The organism is Candidatus Hydrogenedentota bacterium (genome assembly GCA_012730045.1).
Classification (GTDB): Bacteria; Hydrogenedentota; Hydrogenedentia; order Hydrogenedentales; family CAITNO01; genus JAAYBR01.
In genome coordinates this window covers 13,307-32,566 of record JAAYBR010000031.1, presented here as the reverse complement: position 1 = coordinate 32,566, position 19,260 = coordinate 13,307, and the positions used below count along the sequence as shown (strand labels likewise).

Here is a 19,260-nt window from a genome sequence, read left to right as displayed (position 1 = left end):
AAAACTGGCGGAGAGGGTGGGATTTGAACCCACGGTACCCTTTTGGGGTACAACGCCTTAGCAGGGCGCCACCTTCGGCCACTCGGTCACCTCTCCGCAGTGCGCTGGGCGCGTCAGCATAGTAGCATGGCCGCCCGGCGGCGCGCAAGCGCCGTGCGGGGTTTCGTTGCGCTTGAAGACGGTCTTCCCCCCGCAAAGAGGGGCGGGAACGGTCCCGGGGAACGTTCCCGCCCAAGGCAAGGGGGAAGGAAGACTCAGATGTCGGAATAGAGGTGGAACTCGTAGGGGTGCGGCCTCAGGTTGACCGCCTCGACCTCGTTCACCCGCTTGTAGCTGATCCACGTGTCCAGCGAGTCGGCGGTGAAGACATCGCCCTTGAGGAGGAACTCGTGGTCCTTTTCCAGGGCGATGAGGGCGTCGCCCAGACTGCCGGGCACCTGCGGGATCAGGGCCTTCTCCTCCGGCGGCAGGTCGTAGAGGTCCTTGTCCATCGGCTCGCCCGGGTCAATGCGGTTCTGGATGCCGTCGAGGCCCGCCATGAGGAGGGCGGAGAAGGCCATGTAGGGGTTGCAGGAGGGGTCGGGCACGCGGAACTCGACGCGCTTGGCCTTGGGGCTGGGCGAATACATGGGGATGCGGGCGCAGGCGCTGCGGTTGCGGGCCGAGTAGGCGATGTTCACCGGGGCCTCGTAGCCCGGCACCAGGCGGCGGAAGCTGTTGGTGGTGGGGTTGGTGATGGCCACGAGCGCCTCGCAGTGCTTGAGCAGGCCGCCGATGAACCACAGGGCCTCCTGGCTGAGCCCGGCGTACTTGTTGCCCGCGAAGAGGGGCACGCCCTCCTTCCACAGGGAAAGGTGGCAGTGCATGCCGGAGCCGTTGTCGCCGAACATGGGCTTGGGCATGAAGGTCACGACCTTGTTGTTCCGCCGGGCCACGTTCTTGATGATGTACTTGAAGAGGGTGAGCTGGTCGGCCATGTTGGTGAGGGGGGAGAAGCGCAGGTCAATCTCGGCCTGGCCGGCGGTGGCCACCTCGTGGTGGTGGCACTCGACGCCGAGCCCCGCCTCGAGCATGACGGCGGACATCTCCTGGCGCAGGTTGTGCTGGCTGTCCGACGGGGGCAGGGGGAAGTACCCCTCCTTGTGGCGCAGCTTGTAGCCGAGGTTTGGCTTCTCCTCGCGGCCGCTGTTCCAGATGGCCTCGGCGCTGTCAATGTAGTAGAACCCGCTCTGCGGGCCCTGGCCGTAGCGGAGGTCGTCGAAGATGAAGAACTCGGCCTCGGGGCCGACGAAGCAGGTGTCCGCGATGCCCGTGGAAAGCAGGTAGTTCTCCGCCTTCATGGCGATGTTGCGCGGGTCGCGCGTGTAGCGCTCCTTGGTGATCGGGTCCAGGATGTTGCAGTAGAGGATCAGCGTCGGCAGGGTGGAGAAGGGGTCCATGGTCGCCGTCCGCGGGTCCGGCAGCACCAGCATGTCGCTCTCGTTGATGGCCTGCCATCCGCGGATGCTGGACCCGTCGAAGCCCAGGCCCTCCTCGAAGAGCTCCTCCTTGAACACGGAGACCGGAAAGGTCATGTGCTGCTGCAGGCCGGGGAAGTCCATGAACCGCAGGTCAATGAACTGGATGCCCTTCTGCTTGATCAGGTCCATCACGTCTTTTGGGGTGTAGTCTTTGTGCATGGTCTTTTCCTTTGCTTCCTTGACAGAAAAACGCCCTATCGGTGGGGCGCGGAACTGCCGCGCCGCCCCGCTCTTGCCCTACTTCAGCACAACGTCGCCCGTCTCCCCGGTGCGGATGCGGATGGCGTTCTCCACCGGGGCCACGAAGATTTTCCCGTCGCCGATGCGGCCGGTGGACGCGGATTCCAGGATGGCCTTGACCACCCCCTCCACCTGGTCGTCCGCGGCGACCACCTCCAGCTTCACCTTCGGGAGGAACTCCACCACGTACTCCGCGCCGCGGTAGAGCTCCTTGTGGCCCTTCTGGCGCCCGAAGCCCTTGACTTCGGAAACCGTGAGTCCCTGGATGCCCACGCGGGCCAGAGCCTCCTTGACCTCCTCCAGTTTGAACGGCTTGATGATCGCTTCGACTTTCTTCATGTTGCTGCGCTCCTTTTCATGGATACGGTCATGCACTGGGGACTTTCCCCGGCCCCACTCTACCAAAGACGTGCCGGGGAGGGGCGGCAAGCCGTTCCCCCTCCGGGGAGCAGATTCCGTGCCAGAAGCCGACTGCGGGAGGTGCGCCGCCCGCAGTGCCGCCTCCCCCAAAAGAGGGGCAGCACAACCCCCTGCAAAACATGGGGATGGAGGAGGGTGGGGCGGGGGAGGGAAGAGGGGGCTCCCGAAAAGCCGGAAGAAGTGCCGGATGCCGGTTCCTACAAAATGGTGGGATTCTCAGCGGAACCTTACCGGTTCGCAGGACGTTCCGTGGTGCCCCCCCCCGCCGCCGGGTCAAACTCCCCCCGGTGCAGCCGCCGGAGCAGGTTCTGTGCGGGGCCCTCCCGGCCAGGCCGGGGAAACAGCACCAGACCCGGGGTTTCGGGCAATACGTCCAGAGGCTGGCAGGCGATTCGCGCGCCGTCCCAGTCCACTTTCAGAGCGCCCTCCAGGGTGTTCACAACGCCCTTGGCGCGCAGCAGGGTGGGGCCCGCCGTCTCCAGCGCGGACAGCAGGGCGTGGGCGTCCACCGTTCCCGTCCGCTCCAGGCAGACCACGGAGACCCCCGCATCAGCGGCGGCGGCCCAGGCGCCCGGGGCGCCGCGGCCTCCGCGCACCGGCACCAGGGGGTCCAAGTCCGCGGCGGCGCGCGCGGTGAGATGGACGGGGCGGCCGGGGGCGAGGCGGGCGATCAGCGCGCGGGCGCGCGCAATCTGCTCTTCCGAGGCCGTGTCACATTTGTTCAGCACGATGTGGTCGCTGGCGGCGATCTGCAGGGCGGCGGCCTCAAGCGCCTTGCAGACTTGGGGAAGCGCGGCCGCGTCGGCGATGGTGGTGAGGGAGCTGACGGCCAGCCGGTCCCCCAGGCCGAACTCGTCCAGCATGGTGTCCACGGGGCCGGGGCGGGTGAGCCCGCTGGTCTCCACCACAATGCCATCGAGGGCACCCTCCGCCGCGCGGTCGGCCAGATCGCCCATGACCCGCCGGAAGGTGGAGGCCAGGCAGGCGCAGAAGAGGCTGCCCCCCGGCGCGGGGGTGACCTCCAGCCCCTCGCCCCGCAGCCACGGTCCGTCCACGTCGAGTCGGGAGAACTCGTTCACGACCCAGGCGATGCGGCGGCCGCGGTGGCGGCGCGCGAGGTGCAGGAGGAAGGTTGACTTGCCGGCGCCGAGGAATCCGGTGACGACGGCGACGGGCACGCGCTGGGGACGGGTTTCAGGCATGGACGGCCGCTCCGGTGGACGCCCCCATTATGCCATGCGGCGGGGGCGGGGCGGTTTATCCTCCGGTGCCGGGCCGGGCGCGCAGGGTGATGAGGGTTGCCTCGGGCGGGCAGCGGAAGCGCACGGGCATGTCCGTGGTGCCGAGCCCGGGGCTGGTGTGGCCGCACATGTCCCCCTCGCTCCAGACGCCGAGGGCCTGCCGCCGGCCCTCGCGCACGTTGATGTGGACCCCGCCGAGGAACGGCAGGCGGATCTGCCCGCCGTGGGTGTGGCCGCAGAGGTAGAGGTCCACCCCGGCGCGGGCGGCCCCGGCCACGCATTCCGGCGAATGGGCGAGGAGGATGGTGAACAGGCCCGGGGGCCGCCCCTCCAGCGCTGCGGTCAGATCTGCGGCCCGGTGGAGGTGGGGGTCGTCCACGCCGGCGAGCCAGACGGATTCTCCCCGCATTTCCACACGGGCACCCTCGTTCATCAGGACGCGGATTCCCCGCGCCTCAAGCATTTCCCCAATGATGAGTGTGTCGTGGTTTCCGAGGACGGCATGGAAGCCGGCCGCCGCGCACACGCCGGACAGGACCCGGCAGACGTCCTCCGCCGCGCGGTCCGAAGGCCCGAAGTGCCCGTAGCGGAAATCCCCCGTGAGGAGGCATAGGTCCGTCTCCACGCCGCCCAGCAGGCGCCGGGCGTTTTCGGCGAAACCGGGCAGCGACCGGCCGAGGTGGAGGTCCGACACGTGCAGGACGCGCAGCCCGTCGAGGGCGGTGGGCAGGCGCGGCGGCGCCAGGTCCATTTCGGCGAGCCGCATGTCGAGGGCGTTCCGCCGGCCGCGGTGGTAGAGCCCCGCCGCCCGGAGGGCGGCCTCGAGCCCCCACATCTGCAGGGCGCGGAACCAGGAGCTGTGGCTGAGCTCGTTGTCCGCCCCCGGCATCCGCCAGCGGGCCTCCATCCTGCGGCGGCGGCGGGCGGTTTCCGGCCGTCGCGCCGACAGCGGGGGCAGGGGGACGGGGGAGTTCTTCCCGGGGTCACTCGTACTGCTGGAGCTCATCGTGCATGTATTCGAGCTGGACGCCGGCCACGCGGAACATCTCCTCCGACTCGGCCCCGGCGTGGTACCGGCGCTCGCAGACCACGCGCTTGATCCCGCAGTTGATGATGAGCATGGCGCAGACGCGGCAGGGGGTCATGCGGCAGTAGAGGGTGGCGCCCTCGATGCCGATGCCGAGGCGGGCGGCCTGGCAAATGGCGTTCTGCTCGGCGTGGACCGTGCGCACGCAGTGCTCGGTGACCGCCCCGTCCTCGTGGACCACCTGCTTCATCTGGTGGCCCACGTCGTCGCAGTGGGGGAATCCCTTGGGAGAGCCGACATAGCCCGTGACGAGCAGCGTGCGGTCGCGCGCGATGACGCAGCCACTGCGCCCCCGGTTGCAGGTCGCACGCTTGGCGATGGCGTTCGCGACCTCCATAAAATACTCGTCCCAGGTGGGCCGGCGGTAGGGCTGTTCCATGGGGTCGGTGGGCTCCTTCTAGAACGGCTCGTGCAGCGGTGTCACGGGCCCGCAGGTGAGGAGGACGGCGTTCTGGGGGTGCCTGCGCACCACCAGCTCGTCGTCCGCGTTGAGTGAAACGTATTCCGGGGCGTTGTCAAAGGCGAGCAGGGCGGGCCCCCGCGTGATGACGAAGCGGGCCGTCACGTCCTCGGGCACCACCAGGTGGCTTGTCCGGTGCGACGTCGCCTTGAAGGCGATCCCGATCCCCCGGCTGAAGACGCCCTTGGTGATGGCGTTGAAATAGGCCGTGCTTCCGAAGGGGGTGCAGGCGACGAAGCCGTCGCCGATGATCTCCGCGCCCCCGTCGAAGGGGTGGCCGTCCAGCCACAGCCGGAACCGGACCGCGCTGTTGATGCGGCCCATGTGCGCGTTGACCTCGTTGAGGCAGGTCAGGGTGAAGTCCGATCCGGGCCGCCCCGGCTCCGGCGGGTTGACCTCGCACTCCAGCTTGGTGTACTCGCAGCGGGTGAGGGTGCCCGCGGCGAGCGCGCCGATGACCTCCGGGGCGGGGTGGGGGATGCACCGGTGGCCGAGGCGGCTGTTGAGCACGGGCACCTTGGGCAGCCCCGGCCAGCGCAGCTCCGCGGCCAGCAGCGTGCCGTCGCCGCCGTAGGAGACCACCACGTCGGGCGCGTGGTCCACCAGGCGCAGCTGCGGATGGGGTTCGAAGACGGGGCGCAGTTCCCTGGACTCGGCCCCGAAAAGCACCACCCTCAGCGGACGGTTGTCTGTCTTGCCGGCGTCTTGCGTCATTTCGCGTCCAAATCGTTTGCCGTCGCGCGCCCCTCCCTTTCCGGGGCCCCTGCCGGGCTAGTATACCATGACCCCGCCGGCGCCCCGCCCAGTGCGCGGTGCCCGATTTTTCCCCGGGCGGCGGCGTGTGCTACAGTCTCCCCCGTGTTGCCCAAGCCAACCTGTGAAGGAGCCCTCCCATGAAGAACATGTGGATTCTCGCACTCGCCGCCGCAGTGCTCGCCTTTTCCGCGCGCGCCGACCTGAACGGAAAGAACATTGTGGTCAAGGCTGGCGGCGCGGACCGCGTTGCGGTCCCGGTCTCCCTCGACTGCCCGGACGCGGCAGCCGGGCCGGTCACCGTGCTGGACAGTGACAGCGGCGCGCCCCTGCCCGCGACCCTGGCGGACGGGAAGCTGGCCTTTGTGGTGGACCGGCTGGCGGCGGGGGAGGAGAAGGTGTACACGGTGAAGACGGACGCCGCGGCCGCGGCGCCGCGCGTGGCGGTGGAGAAGGCCGGGGCCGAGGAGATCGTGGACGTGGTGGTGGACGGGAAGCTGTTCACGCGCTACCATTACGGCGCGCAGTGGAAGAAGCCCTTCCTGTGGCCCGTGAACACCGAGGGCGGCGTCACGGTGACGCGCGACTACCCGATGGACCCCGAGGGCGCGCCGAAACTCGCCCAGGACCACCTGCACCACAAGTCCCTGTGGACGGCCTACGGCGAGGTGCGGCTGGTGGACGGGCCGCCCGAAACGACGCATGACCTGTGGGCCGAGGGCGACGGCTCGGGCAACCAGCGCGCGAAAGACGTGACCTGGGGCTCCGGCGACGCCTACGGCTGGATCAAATCGGACAACGTGTGGGAGACCGCCGCGGGCGCCCCGCTCATCCGCGAGACGCGCGAGTACCGCTTCTACGCCGTGCCCGAAAAGGGCCGGCTCATTGACGTGAAGGTGACCTTCACCGCCGAGTTCGGGGACGCGGAGTTCAAGGACACGAAGGAGGGCGGCATTGTGGCGGTGCGCATGCGCCCGGACATCTGCAACGCGAAGGCGGTCATCACCAACGCCGACGGCGACGAGGGGGAGAAGACGGCGTGGGGCAAGCCGTCGCGCTGGTGCGACTTCTCGGGCGACAGCCCGGAGGCCGGCTGGCTCGGCCTGGCGGTCTTCGACCACCCGGGCAACCTGCGCCACCCGTCGAGCTGGCACGTGCGCAACTACGGCCTCATGGGCGCCAACGCCTTCGGCTACAGCCACTTCATCAAGGAGGAGCACAACAAGGGGCTGATTCCGGAGAACGGCGACCTGCTCATCAAGAAGGACGCGCCCGTCACCTTCAACTACCGCGTCTACGTGCACAAAGGGAACGTGAAGGAGGCCGCGGTCGCCGGCCGCTACGCCGACTACGCCACCCCGCCCGAGGCCTCGTGGAAGTGACCGCGGCCGGCCGGAGCGGCGCATGAACACGCGCATCCCCCGGGTGCTCACCGTCGCCGGCAGCGACAGCGGCGGCGGCGCGGGCATTGAGGCGGACATCAAGACCGTCACCGTGCTCGGCGGCTACGCCGCGGCGGCGGTCACCTCCGTCACGGCGCAGAACACGCTGGGCGTCACCGGCATCTACGACATGGCGCCGGAGGCGGTGGCCGCGCAGATGGACGCCGTGCTCGGCGACATCGGCGCCGACGCCGTCAAGACGGGCATGCTCTCCAACGCGGGCATCATCGGGGCCGTGGCGTCCTCCCTGCGGCGCTTTGGGCCGCCGTCCCTGGTGGTGGACCCCGTGATGGTGGCCAAGAGCGGCGACGCGCTCCTGCGCGAGGACGCCCGGCGCGCGCTGACGGAGCTGCTGCTGCCCCTGGCGCTGGTGGTCACGCCGAACATTCCCGAGGCGGAGGCGCTGACAGGGCTCACCGCCGACCCCGCCGACCTCCTGCCCCTGTTGCGGGCGCTGCACGCCCTCGGCCCGCGCTGGGTGCTGCTGAAGGGGGGGCACCTGCCGGGGGACGAGGCCCGCGACTGCCTGTACGACGGGGAGCGTGCCCACCACTACGTGACCCGGCGCATTCCCACGAAGAACACCCACGGCACGGGGTGCACCTATTCGGCGGCCCTGGCCGTGTTTCTCGCCCGGGGGCTTGCGGTTCCCGAGGCGGTCCGCCTGGCCAAAGACTATCTCACCGGCGCCATTCTCCACAGCGACCGCCTGGGCGTCGGCGGGGGCTGCGGCCCCCTGCACCACGGCTGGCAGCTGGAGGAATGCCTCCAGTGGCACGGCGGCGGAAAATAATGTAGACTGACTGCGCCGCGCACAGGACGCGGCGGACTGTTGTACGGGGACGGCCATGTACGACGAAAGCAGGCTAGAGGCCTTTCGGGGCGATTCGGGGCTGGAACGCTACCGGCTGCCGGTGCGGTTCCCCCCGCTTTCCAAGTTCCGCGTGGTCACCAGCGACATGCCCCTGTTCGTGGTGCACAAGGCCGCGATTCAGGCGGAGCAGTGGGGACGGCTGTGGGAGCACCGCAGCGAGCTCAAGCGGCGCCGGCTGGGCCTGGAGATGAACGCCAAGCGCAAGGACCTCAGCGTCAAGCAGAAGCGCAAGATCGCCGAGGGGCGCACCCAGCTCGCCCAGGAGGAGATGGCGGGCGTCACCGGCGTCTTTCCGCAGGCCCTCCAGAACCCCCTGCGGGTGGACTGGGAGGCCCTCAAGAAGTACCCCGACTATATTCTGCCGCCGCCGGAGGCCCCGCAGTGGCCCGAGCGCCCCGTCCTGCCCGCCCTGCCCCGGGAGCCCCAGGTCACCGACGAGGCCTATCTTCCCGCGCTGGAGCCCATGGACAAGCTCGTCAAGGCGCGCCGCGAGGAGAAAGAGCAGTCCGCGCGGGCGCGCTACACCTTTGCCCACACCAAATGGCGCGAAATCAGCGACCGCATCGCCGGCGTGCACCGGGAACAGCTCCGCAGGTGGTCTGCGGCCGTCCAGGAGATGAAAACCGTCTACGAGGCCGCCGTCGCCCGGTGGGAGGAGGCCCGCGACCGCTACCGGGCCGAGCGCCAGCAGTGCCTGCCCCTCATAGACGCCAAATACCAGGCCTACCTTCTGGGCGAGCCCTACGCCGTCCTCGACTACTGCGAGTACGCGCTGTCCATCTCGCCCTATCCCGACTTTTTCCCCCAGGCCTTCGACATGGACTACTACCCCCAGGCCCGGGGGCTGTCGGTGGACTATCTCGTGCCGCCGCTGCGGGTGCTGCCCTGGCTGAAGTCCGTTTCCTACGACGAGCGGAGCGACACCTTCCACGACACCCTGTACACGGAGGAGGAGCGGACCGCCGCCTACGCGGGCCTCCTCTACGCCCTTCCCCTGCGCACGCTTCACGAGCTGTTTTCCACGGACATCGCCGGCGCCCTCGATGTGGTCCGGTTTGTCGGCTACGTCTTTCTGGACGAGCACCCCGCGCCCGGCGTGCCGCCGGTGTGCCTGCTTTCCATCGAGACAACCAAGGCGGCCTTTCAGGCCCTCTCCCTGGAAAAAATGGACCTGGTGGAGTGCTTCGAGAGCCTCGGGGGCGTTTTCCACGGGGCCTAGGAGCGCCGGCGCCGCGCGTCAGAAAAGACGAAGAACCGCTTCCGGAACGCCGCCCTTTGCGGGGAGGGCGTTGCCGGGGCGGGTGTGTCTTGTTTGCCCGAAGCGGGATTTTGCCCCGCAGAGGGGAAAACAGTTGACAAAATAGAGGCTAAATCCAAGTGTGGCATTATCGGTTCGCACTATTTACATTGACAATTCGCGCGCGCTCTGGTACAGTAATGGTATCCTTGGACACGAAGGCGATTTTGGATGCAGACGACCTATAATTTCTTCGGTCAGCGGCTCGTTGAGCGGGGCATCATCACCCAGGAACAGCTGGATGAGGCCATCCGCCGCCAGCAGACGACCATGGGCACGCGCAAGCTGGGAGAGATCCTGGTGCGGCTCGGCTACATCAGCAAGAGCCACATCACGGAGGGGCTTGCGGACCAGCTCGGCATCCCGATCATCAAGCTGTCCGAGCGCGACATTTCGCAGAAGGTGCGCTCGACGGTGCCCGGCGAAATCGCCACGGTGTACCGGGTGGTTCCCATCGAGGAGCGGGGCGCCGTGCTGGTGGTGGCAACGGCGGACCCGACGAACATCAACGCCCTGGACAACCTGGCGCGCCTGCTGGACCGTCCGGTGGAGCCGGCGCTCAGCACGCCGGAGGAGATCACCGAGGCGCTGAACCGCTACTACGGCCACCGCCAGGAGTCGGTGGAAAGCATGCTGTCCTCCGCGAGCAGCGCGAGCAGCATGAGCACCCTCAGCACCATGTCCAACCTGAGCGGCGGCTCGCTGGCCAGCCTGGGGTCCCTCAGCGGCGACTCCATGAGCATGGAAAGCATCAGCATGGACGCCGCCACGGCGGCGCGCGAGGTGAGCAGCGCGGCGGGGGCTTCGGGCTCGGAGGACGAGGGCGACGACAACAGCCCGGTGGTGAAGTACGTCCACCAGATGATCATGGAGGCGTTCCGCCTGCGGGCGAGCGACATCCACGTGGAGCCCGCCAAGACCTCCATCATCATCCGCTACCGCATAGACGGCGAGATGCGGGAGATGCCGCCGCCGCCCAAGCGGGCGCAGGCGGCCATCATCTCCCGCCTGAAGATCATGTCGGGCATGGACATCACCGAGCGGCGGGTGCCGCAGGACGGGCGCATCAAGATCACCCTGGGCGGCAAGATGGTGGACCTGCGCGTGAGCGCGCTGCCCGCCGTCTACGGCGAGAGCGTGGTCATGCGCATCCTGGACAAGAGCGGGCTCATGCTCGGCCTGGGCCAGCTGGGCTTCTGCGCCCAGCACCAGAAGGACTGGGAGACCCTGCTGCACAACGCGACGGGCGTGGTGCTGGTGACGGGCCCCACGGGCTCGGGCAAGACCACGACGCTCTACGCGTCGCTGCACAACCTGAACACGGTGGAGCGCAAGATCATCACGGTGGAGGACCCGGTGGAGTACCAGCTCGCCGGGATCAACCAGGTGCAGATCAACCACGACATCGGGTGGAACTTCGCCCGGGCGCTGCGCGCCATTTTCCGCCAGGACCCGGACATCGTGATGGTGGGCGAGATCCGCGACCAGGAGACCGCCGAGATCGCCATCAAGGCGGCGCTCACGGGCCACCTGGTCTTCTCCACCCTGCACACCAACGACACCTCCAGCACCTTCAGCCGCCTCATAGACATCGGCATCAAGCCCTTCCTGGTCGCCTCGGGCGTGCGCGCCATCCTGGCGCAGCGCCTCGTGCGCACCATCTGCACCTCCTGCAAGGCCCCCCACGACCCGCCGGAGGACGAGAAGGAGCGCCTGGGCCTCCATGTGGACTGGTCGCAGGTGCGCCTGGTGCACGGGGCCGGCTGCGACAACTGCAACAAGACGGGGTACCAGGGCCGCCTCGGGGCCTACGAGCTCCTGCTGAACAACGACGAGATCCGCCGCCTGGTCATGGGCGGCGGCAGCGCCACGGCCATCCGCCGCGCCGCCCGCCTGAGCGGCATGATCACGATGCGCGACGACGCCTGGCAGAAGGCTCTCAAGGGCGTGACCACACTCGAGGAAGTCAACCGCCGGACCCGGGTGGACGAGCCGCTGCGCGCGGACGAGGCCCCCGCGGCCGCGGAAAAATAGCGGACAAGGAGCGTTTTCATGGCGTATGAGATGGTGAGCCTGCTGCGGATGCTGATTGACCGCGACGGGTCGGACCTGCACCTCACGGTGGACAACCCGCCCGTCGGCCGGGTCCACGGCCACCTGCAGTATTTCGGCGACAACCCGCTTACGGCGGAGGACACCGAGCGGCTCATGAAGAGCATCGCGTCGGTGGACAACCAGCAGGAGCTCCAGGAGGTCGGCGGGGCCGACTTCGGGTTCGCCTTCGAGGACGTGGCCCGGTTCCGTGTGTCCATCTTCAAGCAGCGCGGCTATGTGGGGCTGGTGCTCCGCCTGATCCCCCGCAAAATCTTCTCCTTCGACGAGCTGGGCCTGCCCCCCGTGGTGAAGAAGGTGATCCAGCAGCCCCGCGGGCTGGTGCTCGTGACGGGCCCCACGGGCTCCGGCAAGTCCACCTCCCTGGCCACCATGATTGACTGGATCAACGACAACTTAGACCACCACATCATCACCATCGAGGACCCCATCGAGTACTACCACAACCACAAGAAGAGCCTGATCATGCAGCGCGAGGTGGGCGTGGACGTGCCCACCTTCGCCGAGGCCCTGCGCCGCGCCCTGCGGCAGGACCCCGACGTGATCCTCGTCGGCGAGATGCGCGACCTCGAGACCATCGAGGCCGCCGTGACCGCCGCCGAGACCGGCCACCTCGTGTTCGGAACCCTGCACACCACCGGCGCCGTGCGCACGATTGACCGCATCGTGGACGCCTTCCCCACGAACCAGCAGGAGCAGATCCGCACGCAGCTCGCCGGCAACCTCAAGAGCGTGATCTCCCAGGCCCTCGTGCCCCGCAAGAGCGGCTTCGGCCGCATCGCGGCCTACGAGGTCATGATCTGCACCTCGGCCATCCAGAACCTCATCCGCGAGAACAAGTCGTACCGCATCTCCTCCTCCATCCAGACCGGGCACAAGTACGGCATGAACCTCCTTGACGAGCACCTGCTCGCGCTCTACCGCAAGGGCATCTGCTCCTTCAAGGACTGCCTGTCCCGCGCCCAGGTCGGCGACGAGTTCATCGCCGCGGCCAAGGCCCTGGGCATCGAGGAGATCACCACGACCAGCGCGGGCGACTTCTAGCCGGACACACGGGAACAACGGAATGCCATTGGCGACGCACAGAAAGAGGCGGCTCGGCGACATCCTGGTGGAGCAGGGAATCATCACGCCCATCCAGCTCGACGAGGCCCTGCAGCGCCAGCGCCTGACGGGCGAGATGCTGGGCCGCACCCTGGTCTCCCTCGGCTACGGCGAGGAGCAGGACATCATTGACGCCCTCGGCATGCAGCTCGGCATGGAGAAGGTGGACCTCTCCAAGTTCGCCGTCGCCGACGACATCCTGCGCGTGGTCACCGGCGACGTGGCACGGTTCTACAACGTCATCCCCATGCGCGTCACCGACGGCGCCCTCCTCGTCGCCATGGCCGACCCGCTCAACCTCCAGACCCTTGACGACCTCCAGTCCATCACGGGCATGGAGGTGCGCGGCGCCATCAGCAACCCGGAGGACGTGGCCGCCGCGTGGAAGAAGAACTACGCGTTCGAGGCCGAGTCCATCCACAAGATGCTCGAGGAGATCAAGGACCGCGTCGGCGAGCTTGAGCTCTCGCTGGAGGAGCTGGGGGTCCAGGAGGTCGTCGCCGACCCCGACAACCTCATCGAGCTCGCGCAGCAGCCCGAGGTCATCAAGATCGTCAACCTGATCTTCCTCACCGCCGTCCAGCGCCGCGCCTCCGACATCCACTTCGAGGTCTACGAGGACGACTTCCGCGTCCGCATCCGCGTGGACGGCGTCCTCCACGAGATCGTGCAGCCGCCCAAGGCCGCCTGCATCGCCGTCACCTCGCGCATCAAGGTCATCTGCAACATGGACATCGGCGAGCGCCGCCTCCCGCAGGACGCCCGCATCGAGCTCAAGATCGGCGACAGCATCATTGACATCCGCGTGGCCACCCTGCCCACGCTCTACGGCGAGTGCATCGTCATGCGCATCCTCGACCGCACCGCGGTCCGCATAGACCTCAACCTGCTCGGGCTCAGCCCCGCCGTGCTCAAGCAGGTCCACAACGTCATCAAGAAGCCCAACGGCATCATCCTGGTCACCGGCCCCACCGGCTCCGGCAAGACCACCACCCTCTACGCCTGCCTCAACGTGCTCAACAACCCCGAGTCCAAGATCATCACCACCGAGGACCCCGTCGAGCTCCAGATTCCCGGTCTCATCCAGTGCCAGGTGCAGGAGGAGATCGGGCTCACCTTCGCCGCCTGCCTGCGCTCCATCCTGCGCCAGGACCCCGACATCGTGATGGTCGGCGAGATCCGCGACCTTGAGACCGCCACGATCGCCGTCGAGGCCTCCCTCACGGGCCACCTCGTGCTCAGCACCCTGCACACCAACAGCGCCCCCGAGACCATCACCCGCCTGCTCGACATGGACGTCGAGCCCTTCCTCATCACCGCCGCCCTCGAGGCCGTGCTGGCCCAGCGCCTCGTGCGCACCCTGTGCCGCCACTGCCGCGAGCGCTACCGGCCCGACGAGGAGGAGATGGAGCTGCTCGGGCTCCCGGCCAGCTGGCGGTCCGACCCCAAGCTCGGCTTTTTCCGGGCCAAGGGCTGCGCCGCCTGCGACTACGTCGGCTACATGGGCCGCATCGGCCTCTACGAGTTCATGCAGGTGGACGAGACCATCCGCGAGCTGATCCTCGACCGCGCCATGGCCATTGACCTGCGCAGGCACTCCCGGAGGCACCAGGGCATGATGACCCTGCGCGAGGACGGCATTCTCAAGTGCGCCAAGGGGATCACGGGCGTGCCCGAGGTGGCCGACCACACCGACAAATACGACGACTAGGGAAAGGAGCGGGACACCATGCAAAAATACGCCTACTACGCCCTGAACCGGGAGGGCAAGCAGATTTTCGGCGTCATCGCCGCCGACAACCAGGCCCTCGCCCTCAACGACATCCGCTCCCTGGGCCTCTTCCCCACCAACGTGCGCGAGGCCACCAAGGGCGACGAGCGCCGCGCCGCCCGCAAGAAGAAGGGCCTCGACGAGCTCTACTTCGGCGGCGTCAAGACCAAGGAGCTGGTCGTCATGACCCGCCAGCTCTCCACCCTGATTGACGCCGGCCTCCCCCTCCTGCGCAGCGTCAACGTGCTCATCGCCCAGCTCAAGCCCTGCAAGCTCCGCGACATCCTCCGCGAGGTCGCCTCCGACGTCCAGTCCGGCTCCACCTTCGCCGAGGCCCTCGCCAAGCACCCCAAGCAGTTCGACCGCCTCTACGTCAACATGGTCCGCGCCGGCGAGGTCGGCGGCCTTCTCGAGACCGTCCTCCAGCGCCTGGCCATCTTCATGGAGCGCCGCGAGGCCCTCAAGCGCCGCGTCAAGGGCGCCCTCATCTACCCCATCGCCGTCATCCTCATCGCCGGCGGCATTGTCAGCTTCCTCCTCCTCAAGGTCGTCCCCGTCTTCGCCGACATCTTCACCGAGTTCGGCGGCGACCTCCCCGCGCCCACCAAGGTGCTCATCGCCGCCGGGGACTTCATGATCTACAAGTGGTGGATCCTCCTCACCGCCATCTGCTGGACCATCATCGGCCTCAAGCTCGCCATGCGGTCCAAGCAGGTCAAGCGCGTCTTCGACCGCATCATCCTCAAGGTCCCCCTCATCGGCGACCTCGTCACCAAGGTCGCCGTCGCCCGCTTCGCCCGCACCCTCGGCACCCTCATCACCTCCGGCGTGCCCATCCTCCAGGCCCTCAAGATCACCCGCGAGACCATCGGCAACGAGGTCATCCAGAACGCCGTGGACACGGTCCACGAGAGCGTCAAGGAGGGCGACACCATCGCCGCCCCCCTCGACAAGAGCAAGGTCTTCCCCCCCATGGTCGTCAACATGATTGACGTCGGCGAGGAGACCGGCTCCCTCGACGCCATGCTCGTCAAGGTCGCCGACATCTACGACGCCGAGGTCGAAAACGCCGTGGACGCCATGCTCTCCCTCCTCGAGCCCCTCATCATCATCGTCCTCGGCGGAATCATCGGATTCATCGTCGTCGCGCTCTACCTCCCCATTTTCACCCTGGGCGACCAGATCAACAACCAGTAGGAACCCCCAAACCACAAGGAACCGGGTATTATGAAAGCAGGAGCTTCATCCGCAGCAGCCAAGGAATACAACCGCCCCGCAGGGGCGCAAGGAGGACCCGCAATGAAAAGAAAGCAAGGTTTCACCCTCGTCGAGCTCCTCGTGGTCATGGCCATCATCGCCATCCTCGCGGCCATCGTCGTCCCCAACGTCCAGCGATACATCGTCCGCGCCCGCGTCACCAGGGCCATCGCCGAAATCAACGGCGTCGAGCTCGCCCTCACCGCCATGCTCACGGACGCCGGCAAGGGAAACCTCAACCAGCTCTTCACCCCCGGCGCCGTGCCCCGCTTTGCGGGATGGGATGGAAGCCCTGCCACCTGGGAAGGGTGGATCGTTGGCAATTTCCCTGCCGTGGTGGAGATGTACAGCAATCTGGTCTACGATTTGCTCCGTTACGGGCGCAACGTGTTGCTTCCGGAAACCGGGTCCGCGCTTGGGACTTTGGGCAACAACTTGATCAAGAAGGACATCATTGCCAAGCTTGGGACCAACTACATGGACCTCGGACTTGACCCCTGGGGCAACCAGTACAAGATATTCCCGGGTCCGTGGAAGTTCGCGAAACTCCCCGGAACGACAGTGAACGCGCCCATCCCGTTCCGCAAGTTCAGCGTTGAATCCGGATCAAGCGCCGGGAACGCGGCCGCCCGGCGCGACAATTTCATCCTCCGCAACATACTTGACGACGGCACCGGCTTGGACCTTCTTATAAACATGACGGATGTCATCCCGGATCTTGACACCTGGCCCACCCGCGTCGGTTACCCGGCCGATCCGGGCAAGTCGGCCTACGTGTGGTCCTACGGCGAGAACATGAACAGCGGCCAGATGATCTATCAGGTTGCCTACCAGGCCGATGATGTGTATTCCTGGTTCAACATCCAGGACTCCGGGGACATCGGCGGCGGCGACGACATCAACAACTGGGATCCGGCGGCCACCTGGCAGCGGTTCTACAACTGATTTTGTGTGATTTCCGGGGCGGGGGGTTTTCCTCCCGCCCCGGCGGCGAAAATTCCGGGGGGCGGGACGGCGGCGTGCCGGCCCGCCCCTGCGGGGAAACGGGGCGCGGAGCCCCTTTCCGGGAGCGGCCATGCGGCGGGAAGCGCGACATAGCGGCGGCGGCGCGGCGGGGTTCAGCCTCGTCGAGCTGATCGTCGTGCTGGCGGTCATCGGCATCCTCACGGCGATTTCCATCCCCGTGGTGCGGATGTTCTCGCAGAACGACCTCCAGCGCGGCGTGCGGCCCCTCACCTCCATGCTGCGCGCGGCGCGGGTCTATGCCGCCACGTACAATGTGAACACGGCGGTCATCTACGAGATCGCGCCCTTCCCGGTGGACGACACCATCCTCGGCCAGACCGTGCGGGTCCTCTCCGGGGCCATGGTCGTCTACCAGCTCCCGAAGGACGCCGGAACCTCCTACGCGGGCCTCTACGTGCCCACGCCGCAGCACGGCGCCGACTTCCAGCCCTTCATTTCCGGCTACTGCGTTCTCCTCCAGAAGCCGCCCGACAGCTACGACCAGCCCCCCAGCGGACTGAAGTACAACGTCACGGGCGATCCGCCGCCAGACGGGCCGGATTATAAGCCGTTCTTTTTTCAGGCGGCCGATGCGGGCACCAAGGAATTGGGCATGGCGCCGGTGCGCGTCTACCGGAGCTACATAGACCCCCAGCTTGCGGTGCGAGAGGCGGAGTTTGCCGCCGCCGATGTGGAGATATATCTGGGCCATATCTTCGACGGAAAGGGTTCACTGCTTTCCGATGAGGACAAGCAGCGTTTCCGCATCCTCTTCGCGCCCATGCCCGACGAGCCGCGCGAGGAGCGGATGTGGACCTCCAAGACCTTTGACGATCTGGACCTGAACCTATGGAAAAGCGGGACCGAGCAGGGCACGATGGGGTACCAGGGTCAGGAGGTGACCATTTACCGGTCCACGGGCCGCATCAAGACGGGGAGCCTGCAAGCGCCATGAGACACACCCGCCCCGACAACGCCGGCTTCACGCTTCTCGAGGTGGTGATCGCCCTGACGATCCTGGCCGTGGGGATCATGGCGGTCATGTCGCTGTTTCCGGCGTCTTTGGCGCAGCAGCGCGTGGCGTCGGAGCGGACGGTCATCGCGGCGCTGGCGCGCACCCAGCTCAGCGAGGTGCGCACGGGCGGCGCGGGCGCCTCCCTGTCCAGCTGGGTGAACAACAACACCTACCACGTCGTGGAGGCGTCGGCCCGCGCCTACACCCTCTACGACTCCTGGCGCGCCACGGCCACCCGCGTCGGCGGCCCCGGCGACGACCTCTACCGTGTGGTCTTCTCGGTGCGGCTCAACAGCGGCAGGGAGGAGGAGTTTGTCACCTATGTCACCGAGCGCTGACCAGCGCGCCCCGGCGGACGGGCACAAACAGGCGCGGACCGGCACGGCGGGCTTCACGCTCGTGGAGATGCTCGTGTCCATGGCCATTTTCCTGGTCATCATGGGCAGCATCGCCCTGCTGATCTCCGGCACCACGCGGACCGTGCGCCAGGGCTACGCCATGCTCAACAACATGGAGCGCGCGCGCAACGCCCTGGCCGTGCTCGAGCAGGACATCAAGGTGGCGTTCACGACGGACGACACGCGGGGCCTCACCCGCTTCTACGGCGAGCCCAACGGCTTCATGTACCTCGGCGCGCTCGAGGACGGCGCCTTCGGCCGCGTGGCCTACGTCATCCGCCCCGGGGCGGAGACCTTCCTCGTCGAGATGCCCCTCAAGTGGAGCGAGGTCCGCGAGCTGTTCCTGCGCCAGGCCCCCACCGAGGAGGCCCTGTTCCTGAGCGTCTATCCGCCCGTCATGGGCGCCGACAGCTTCTACGACTTCAACGTGCAGATACGCCTCGGCTCCCTGCTCCGCTACGAGGACCACACCGGTGCCACCAGCCTCAACGCCTTCGGCCAGGAACTCCCCGTGGACGGCTCGGGCTACGTCTCCGACTTCGCCAAGCTCGTCGCCCCCCTGCGCAACGCGACCTTTTTCCTCGAGGCGCTCAACAACCGCGACATGATGCACCGCATGACCGGCGGCATGCCCCTGTACGGGTTCCCCAGGATCGCCTACCACACCCTGGCCCCCGTGGATTTCTGGGCCGAGGACTGCGTGGCGCTGTGCGGCGGAGACTCTGACTGTGTTGGGGAATGCCAGGCCAACCACCCCAGCTGGCCCGACTACGAGGTGGTGGAGAACCTGATCATCGAGGCCGTGCTGTGCGACGGGGGCAATCCCGTCTACCGGCCCGACCCGGTCTCGGGCCAGCTCCGGCCCGTGAACGCCCTCGACCTCTCCTCCTTCTTCTTCTACGGCATGGAGGACGGCACCAGCGGCCCCGTGTTCAACACGCTGTACAACAATCCCGCGTCGCGGGCGCTCCTGCTCGGCATGGCGGTCAATCCCGGCCCCGACGAGATGCAGGACCTGGCGGCCGATTTCCAGGCGGCGGGCGACCTTTCAGACCCCGAGCAGACGGCCGGCGACCCCGTGGTGTCGCGGCTGCCCGCGTGGCTGGCGCCGGGCTTCTGGCTCTACGCCGCCCCGGCCAGATCGGATTTGCCGCCCATGACCCAGTGGTACCAGCAGAAAGTGGACCTGCCCGCAGCCTACATGCGCGGCTCCAGGTGACACCGGCCCGCGGCCCGCGCCGCGGCCCACACGACAGGATGTAAC

At 67.6% G+C, this 19,260-nt stretch carries 17 protein-coding genes and 1 tRNA gene; 11 read left to right on the top strand and 7 right to left on the bottom strand.

What is annotated here, in order from left to right; translation table 11 throughout:
* Nucleotides 1–5: 5 nt before the first annotated feature.
* The 7 genes from GXY15_02900 to GXY15_02870 all read right to left on the bottom strand — a co-directional run bounded on the left by GXY15_02900 (nucleotide 6) and on the right by GXY15_02870 (nucleotide 5,682).
* A tRNA-Ser gene (locus GXY15_02900) sits at nucleotides 6–96 on the bottom strand.
* A 158-nt stretch (nucleotides 97–254) separates the two neighbouring features.
* Entirely contained in the window at nucleotides 255–1,679 is a 1,425-nt protein-coding gene (gene glnA, locus GXY15_02895) for a type I glutamate--ammonia ligase (protein ID NLV40161.1), read from the bottom strand.
* A 78-nt stretch (nucleotides 1,680–1,757) separates the two neighbouring features.
* Entirely contained in the window at nucleotides 1,758–2,099 is a 342-nt protein-coding gene (locus GXY15_02890; GenBank protein ID NLV40160.1) for a P-II family nitrogen regulator, read from the bottom strand.
* A gap of 308 nt (nucleotides 2,100–2,407) precedes the next feature.
* Nucleotides 2,408–3,382, bottom strand: a complete 975-nt coding sequence (locus GXY15_02885) for a GTP-binding protein (protein NLV40159.1) — start codon at nucleotides 3,380–3,382, stop codon at nucleotides 2,408–2,410.
* Between the two features lie 55 nt (nucleotides 3,383–3,437).
* The gene (locus tag GXY15_02880; GenBank protein NLV40158.1) at nucleotides 3,438–4,427 is read right to left on the bottom strand and encodes a metallophosphoesterase; all 990 of its coding nucleotides are present in this window, start codon (nucleotides 4,425–4,427) and stop codon (nucleotides 3,438–3,440) included.
* A complete protein-coding gene (locus GXY15_02875) occupies nucleotides 4,405–4,887 on the bottom strand; it encodes a cell division protein DedD (protein ID NLV40157.1) in 483 nt (160 codons plus the stop codon). The genes GXY15_02880 and GXY15_02875 overlap by 23 nt, the downstream gene beginning before the upstream one ends.
* A gap of 18 nt (nucleotides 4,888–4,905) precedes the next feature.
* Nucleotides 4,906–5,682, bottom strand: coding sequence for a hypothetical protein (locus tag GXY15_02870; GenBank protein ID NLV40156.1), 777 nt, complete (start codon nucleotides 5,680–5,682; stop codon nucleotides 4,906–4,908).
* 179 nt (nucleotides 5,683–5,861) lie between these two features.
* Between GXY15_02870 and GXY15_02865 the strand changes: the two genes are divergently transcribed.
* The 11 genes from GXY15_02865 to GXY15_02815 all read left to right on the top strand — a co-directional run bounded on the left by GXY15_02865 (nucleotide 5,862) and on the right by GXY15_02815 (nucleotide 19,215).
* A complete protein-coding gene (locus GXY15_02865) occupies nucleotides 5,862–7,103 on the top strand; it encodes a hypothetical protein (protein NLV40155.1) in 1,242 nt (413 codons plus the stop codon).
* Between the two features lie 22 nt (nucleotides 7,104–7,125).
* Nucleotides 7,126–7,956 (top strand): bifunctional hydroxymethylpyrimidine kinase/phosphomethylpyrimidine kinase, encoded by an 831-nt coding sequence (gene thiD / locus GXY15_02860; protein NLV40154.1) that lies wholly within the window; start codon nucleotides 7,126–7,128, stop codon nucleotides 7,954–7,956.
* Nucleotides 7,957–8,011: 55 nt separating this feature from the next.
* Nucleotides 8,012–9,256, top strand: coding sequence for a hypothetical protein (locus tag GXY15_02855; GenBank protein NLV40153.1), 1,245 nt, complete (start codon nucleotides 8,012–8,014; stop codon nucleotides 9,254–9,256).
* A gap of 249 nt (nucleotides 9,257–9,505) precedes the next feature.
* Nucleotides 9,506–11,368 (top strand): Flp pilus assembly complex ATPase component TadA, encoded by a 1,863-nt coding sequence (gene tadA, locus GXY15_02850; protein ID NLV40152.1) that lies wholly within the window; start codon nucleotides 9,506–9,508, stop codon nucleotides 11,366–11,368.
* Nucleotides 11,369–11,386: 18 nt separating this feature from the next.
* Nucleotides 11,387–12,490, top strand: coding sequence for a type IV pilus twitching motility protein PilT (locus tag GXY15_02845; protein ID NLV40151.1), 1,104 nt, complete (start codon nucleotides 11,387–11,389; stop codon nucleotides 12,488–12,490).
* Between the two features lie 28 nt (nucleotides 12,491–12,518).
* Entirely contained in the window at nucleotides 12,519–14,261 is a 1,743-nt protein-coding gene (tadA, locus tag GXY15_02840; GenBank protein NLV40150.1) for a Flp pilus assembly complex ATPase component TadA, read from the top strand.
* Between the two features lie 18 nt (nucleotides 14,262–14,279).
* Complete coding sequence (gene gspF, locus GXY15_02835; GenBank protein NLV40149.1) at nucleotides 14,280–15,518, top strand: type II secretion system inner membrane protein GspF; 1,239 nt, start codon at nucleotides 14,280–14,282, stop codon at nucleotides 15,516–15,518.
* Nucleotides 15,519–15,620: 102 nt separating this feature from the next.
* Entirely contained in the window at nucleotides 15,621–16,523 is a 903-nt protein-coding gene (locus GXY15_02830; protein ID NLV40148.1) for a prepilin-type N-terminal cleavage/methylation domain-containing protein, read from the top strand.
* Between the two features lie 130 nt (nucleotides 16,524–16,653).
* Entirely contained in the window at nucleotides 16,654–17,538 is an 885-nt protein-coding gene (locus tag GXY15_02825) for a prepilin-type N-terminal cleavage/methylation domain-containing protein (protein ID NLV40147.1), read from the top strand.
* A complete protein-coding gene (locus GXY15_02820; protein NLV40146.1) occupies nucleotides 17,535–17,936 on the top strand; it encodes a type II secretion system protein in 402 nt (133 codons plus the stop codon). Before GXY15_02825 ends, GXY15_02820 begins: the two co-directional genes overlap by 4 nt.
* Entirely contained in the window at nucleotides 17,920–19,215 is a 1,296-nt protein-coding gene (locus GXY15_02815; protein NLV40145.1) for a prepilin-type N-terminal cleavage/methylation domain-containing protein, read from the top strand. The genes GXY15_02820 and GXY15_02815 overlap by 17 nt, the downstream gene beginning before the upstream one ends.
* Nucleotides 19,216–19,260 lie beyond the last annotated feature (45 nt).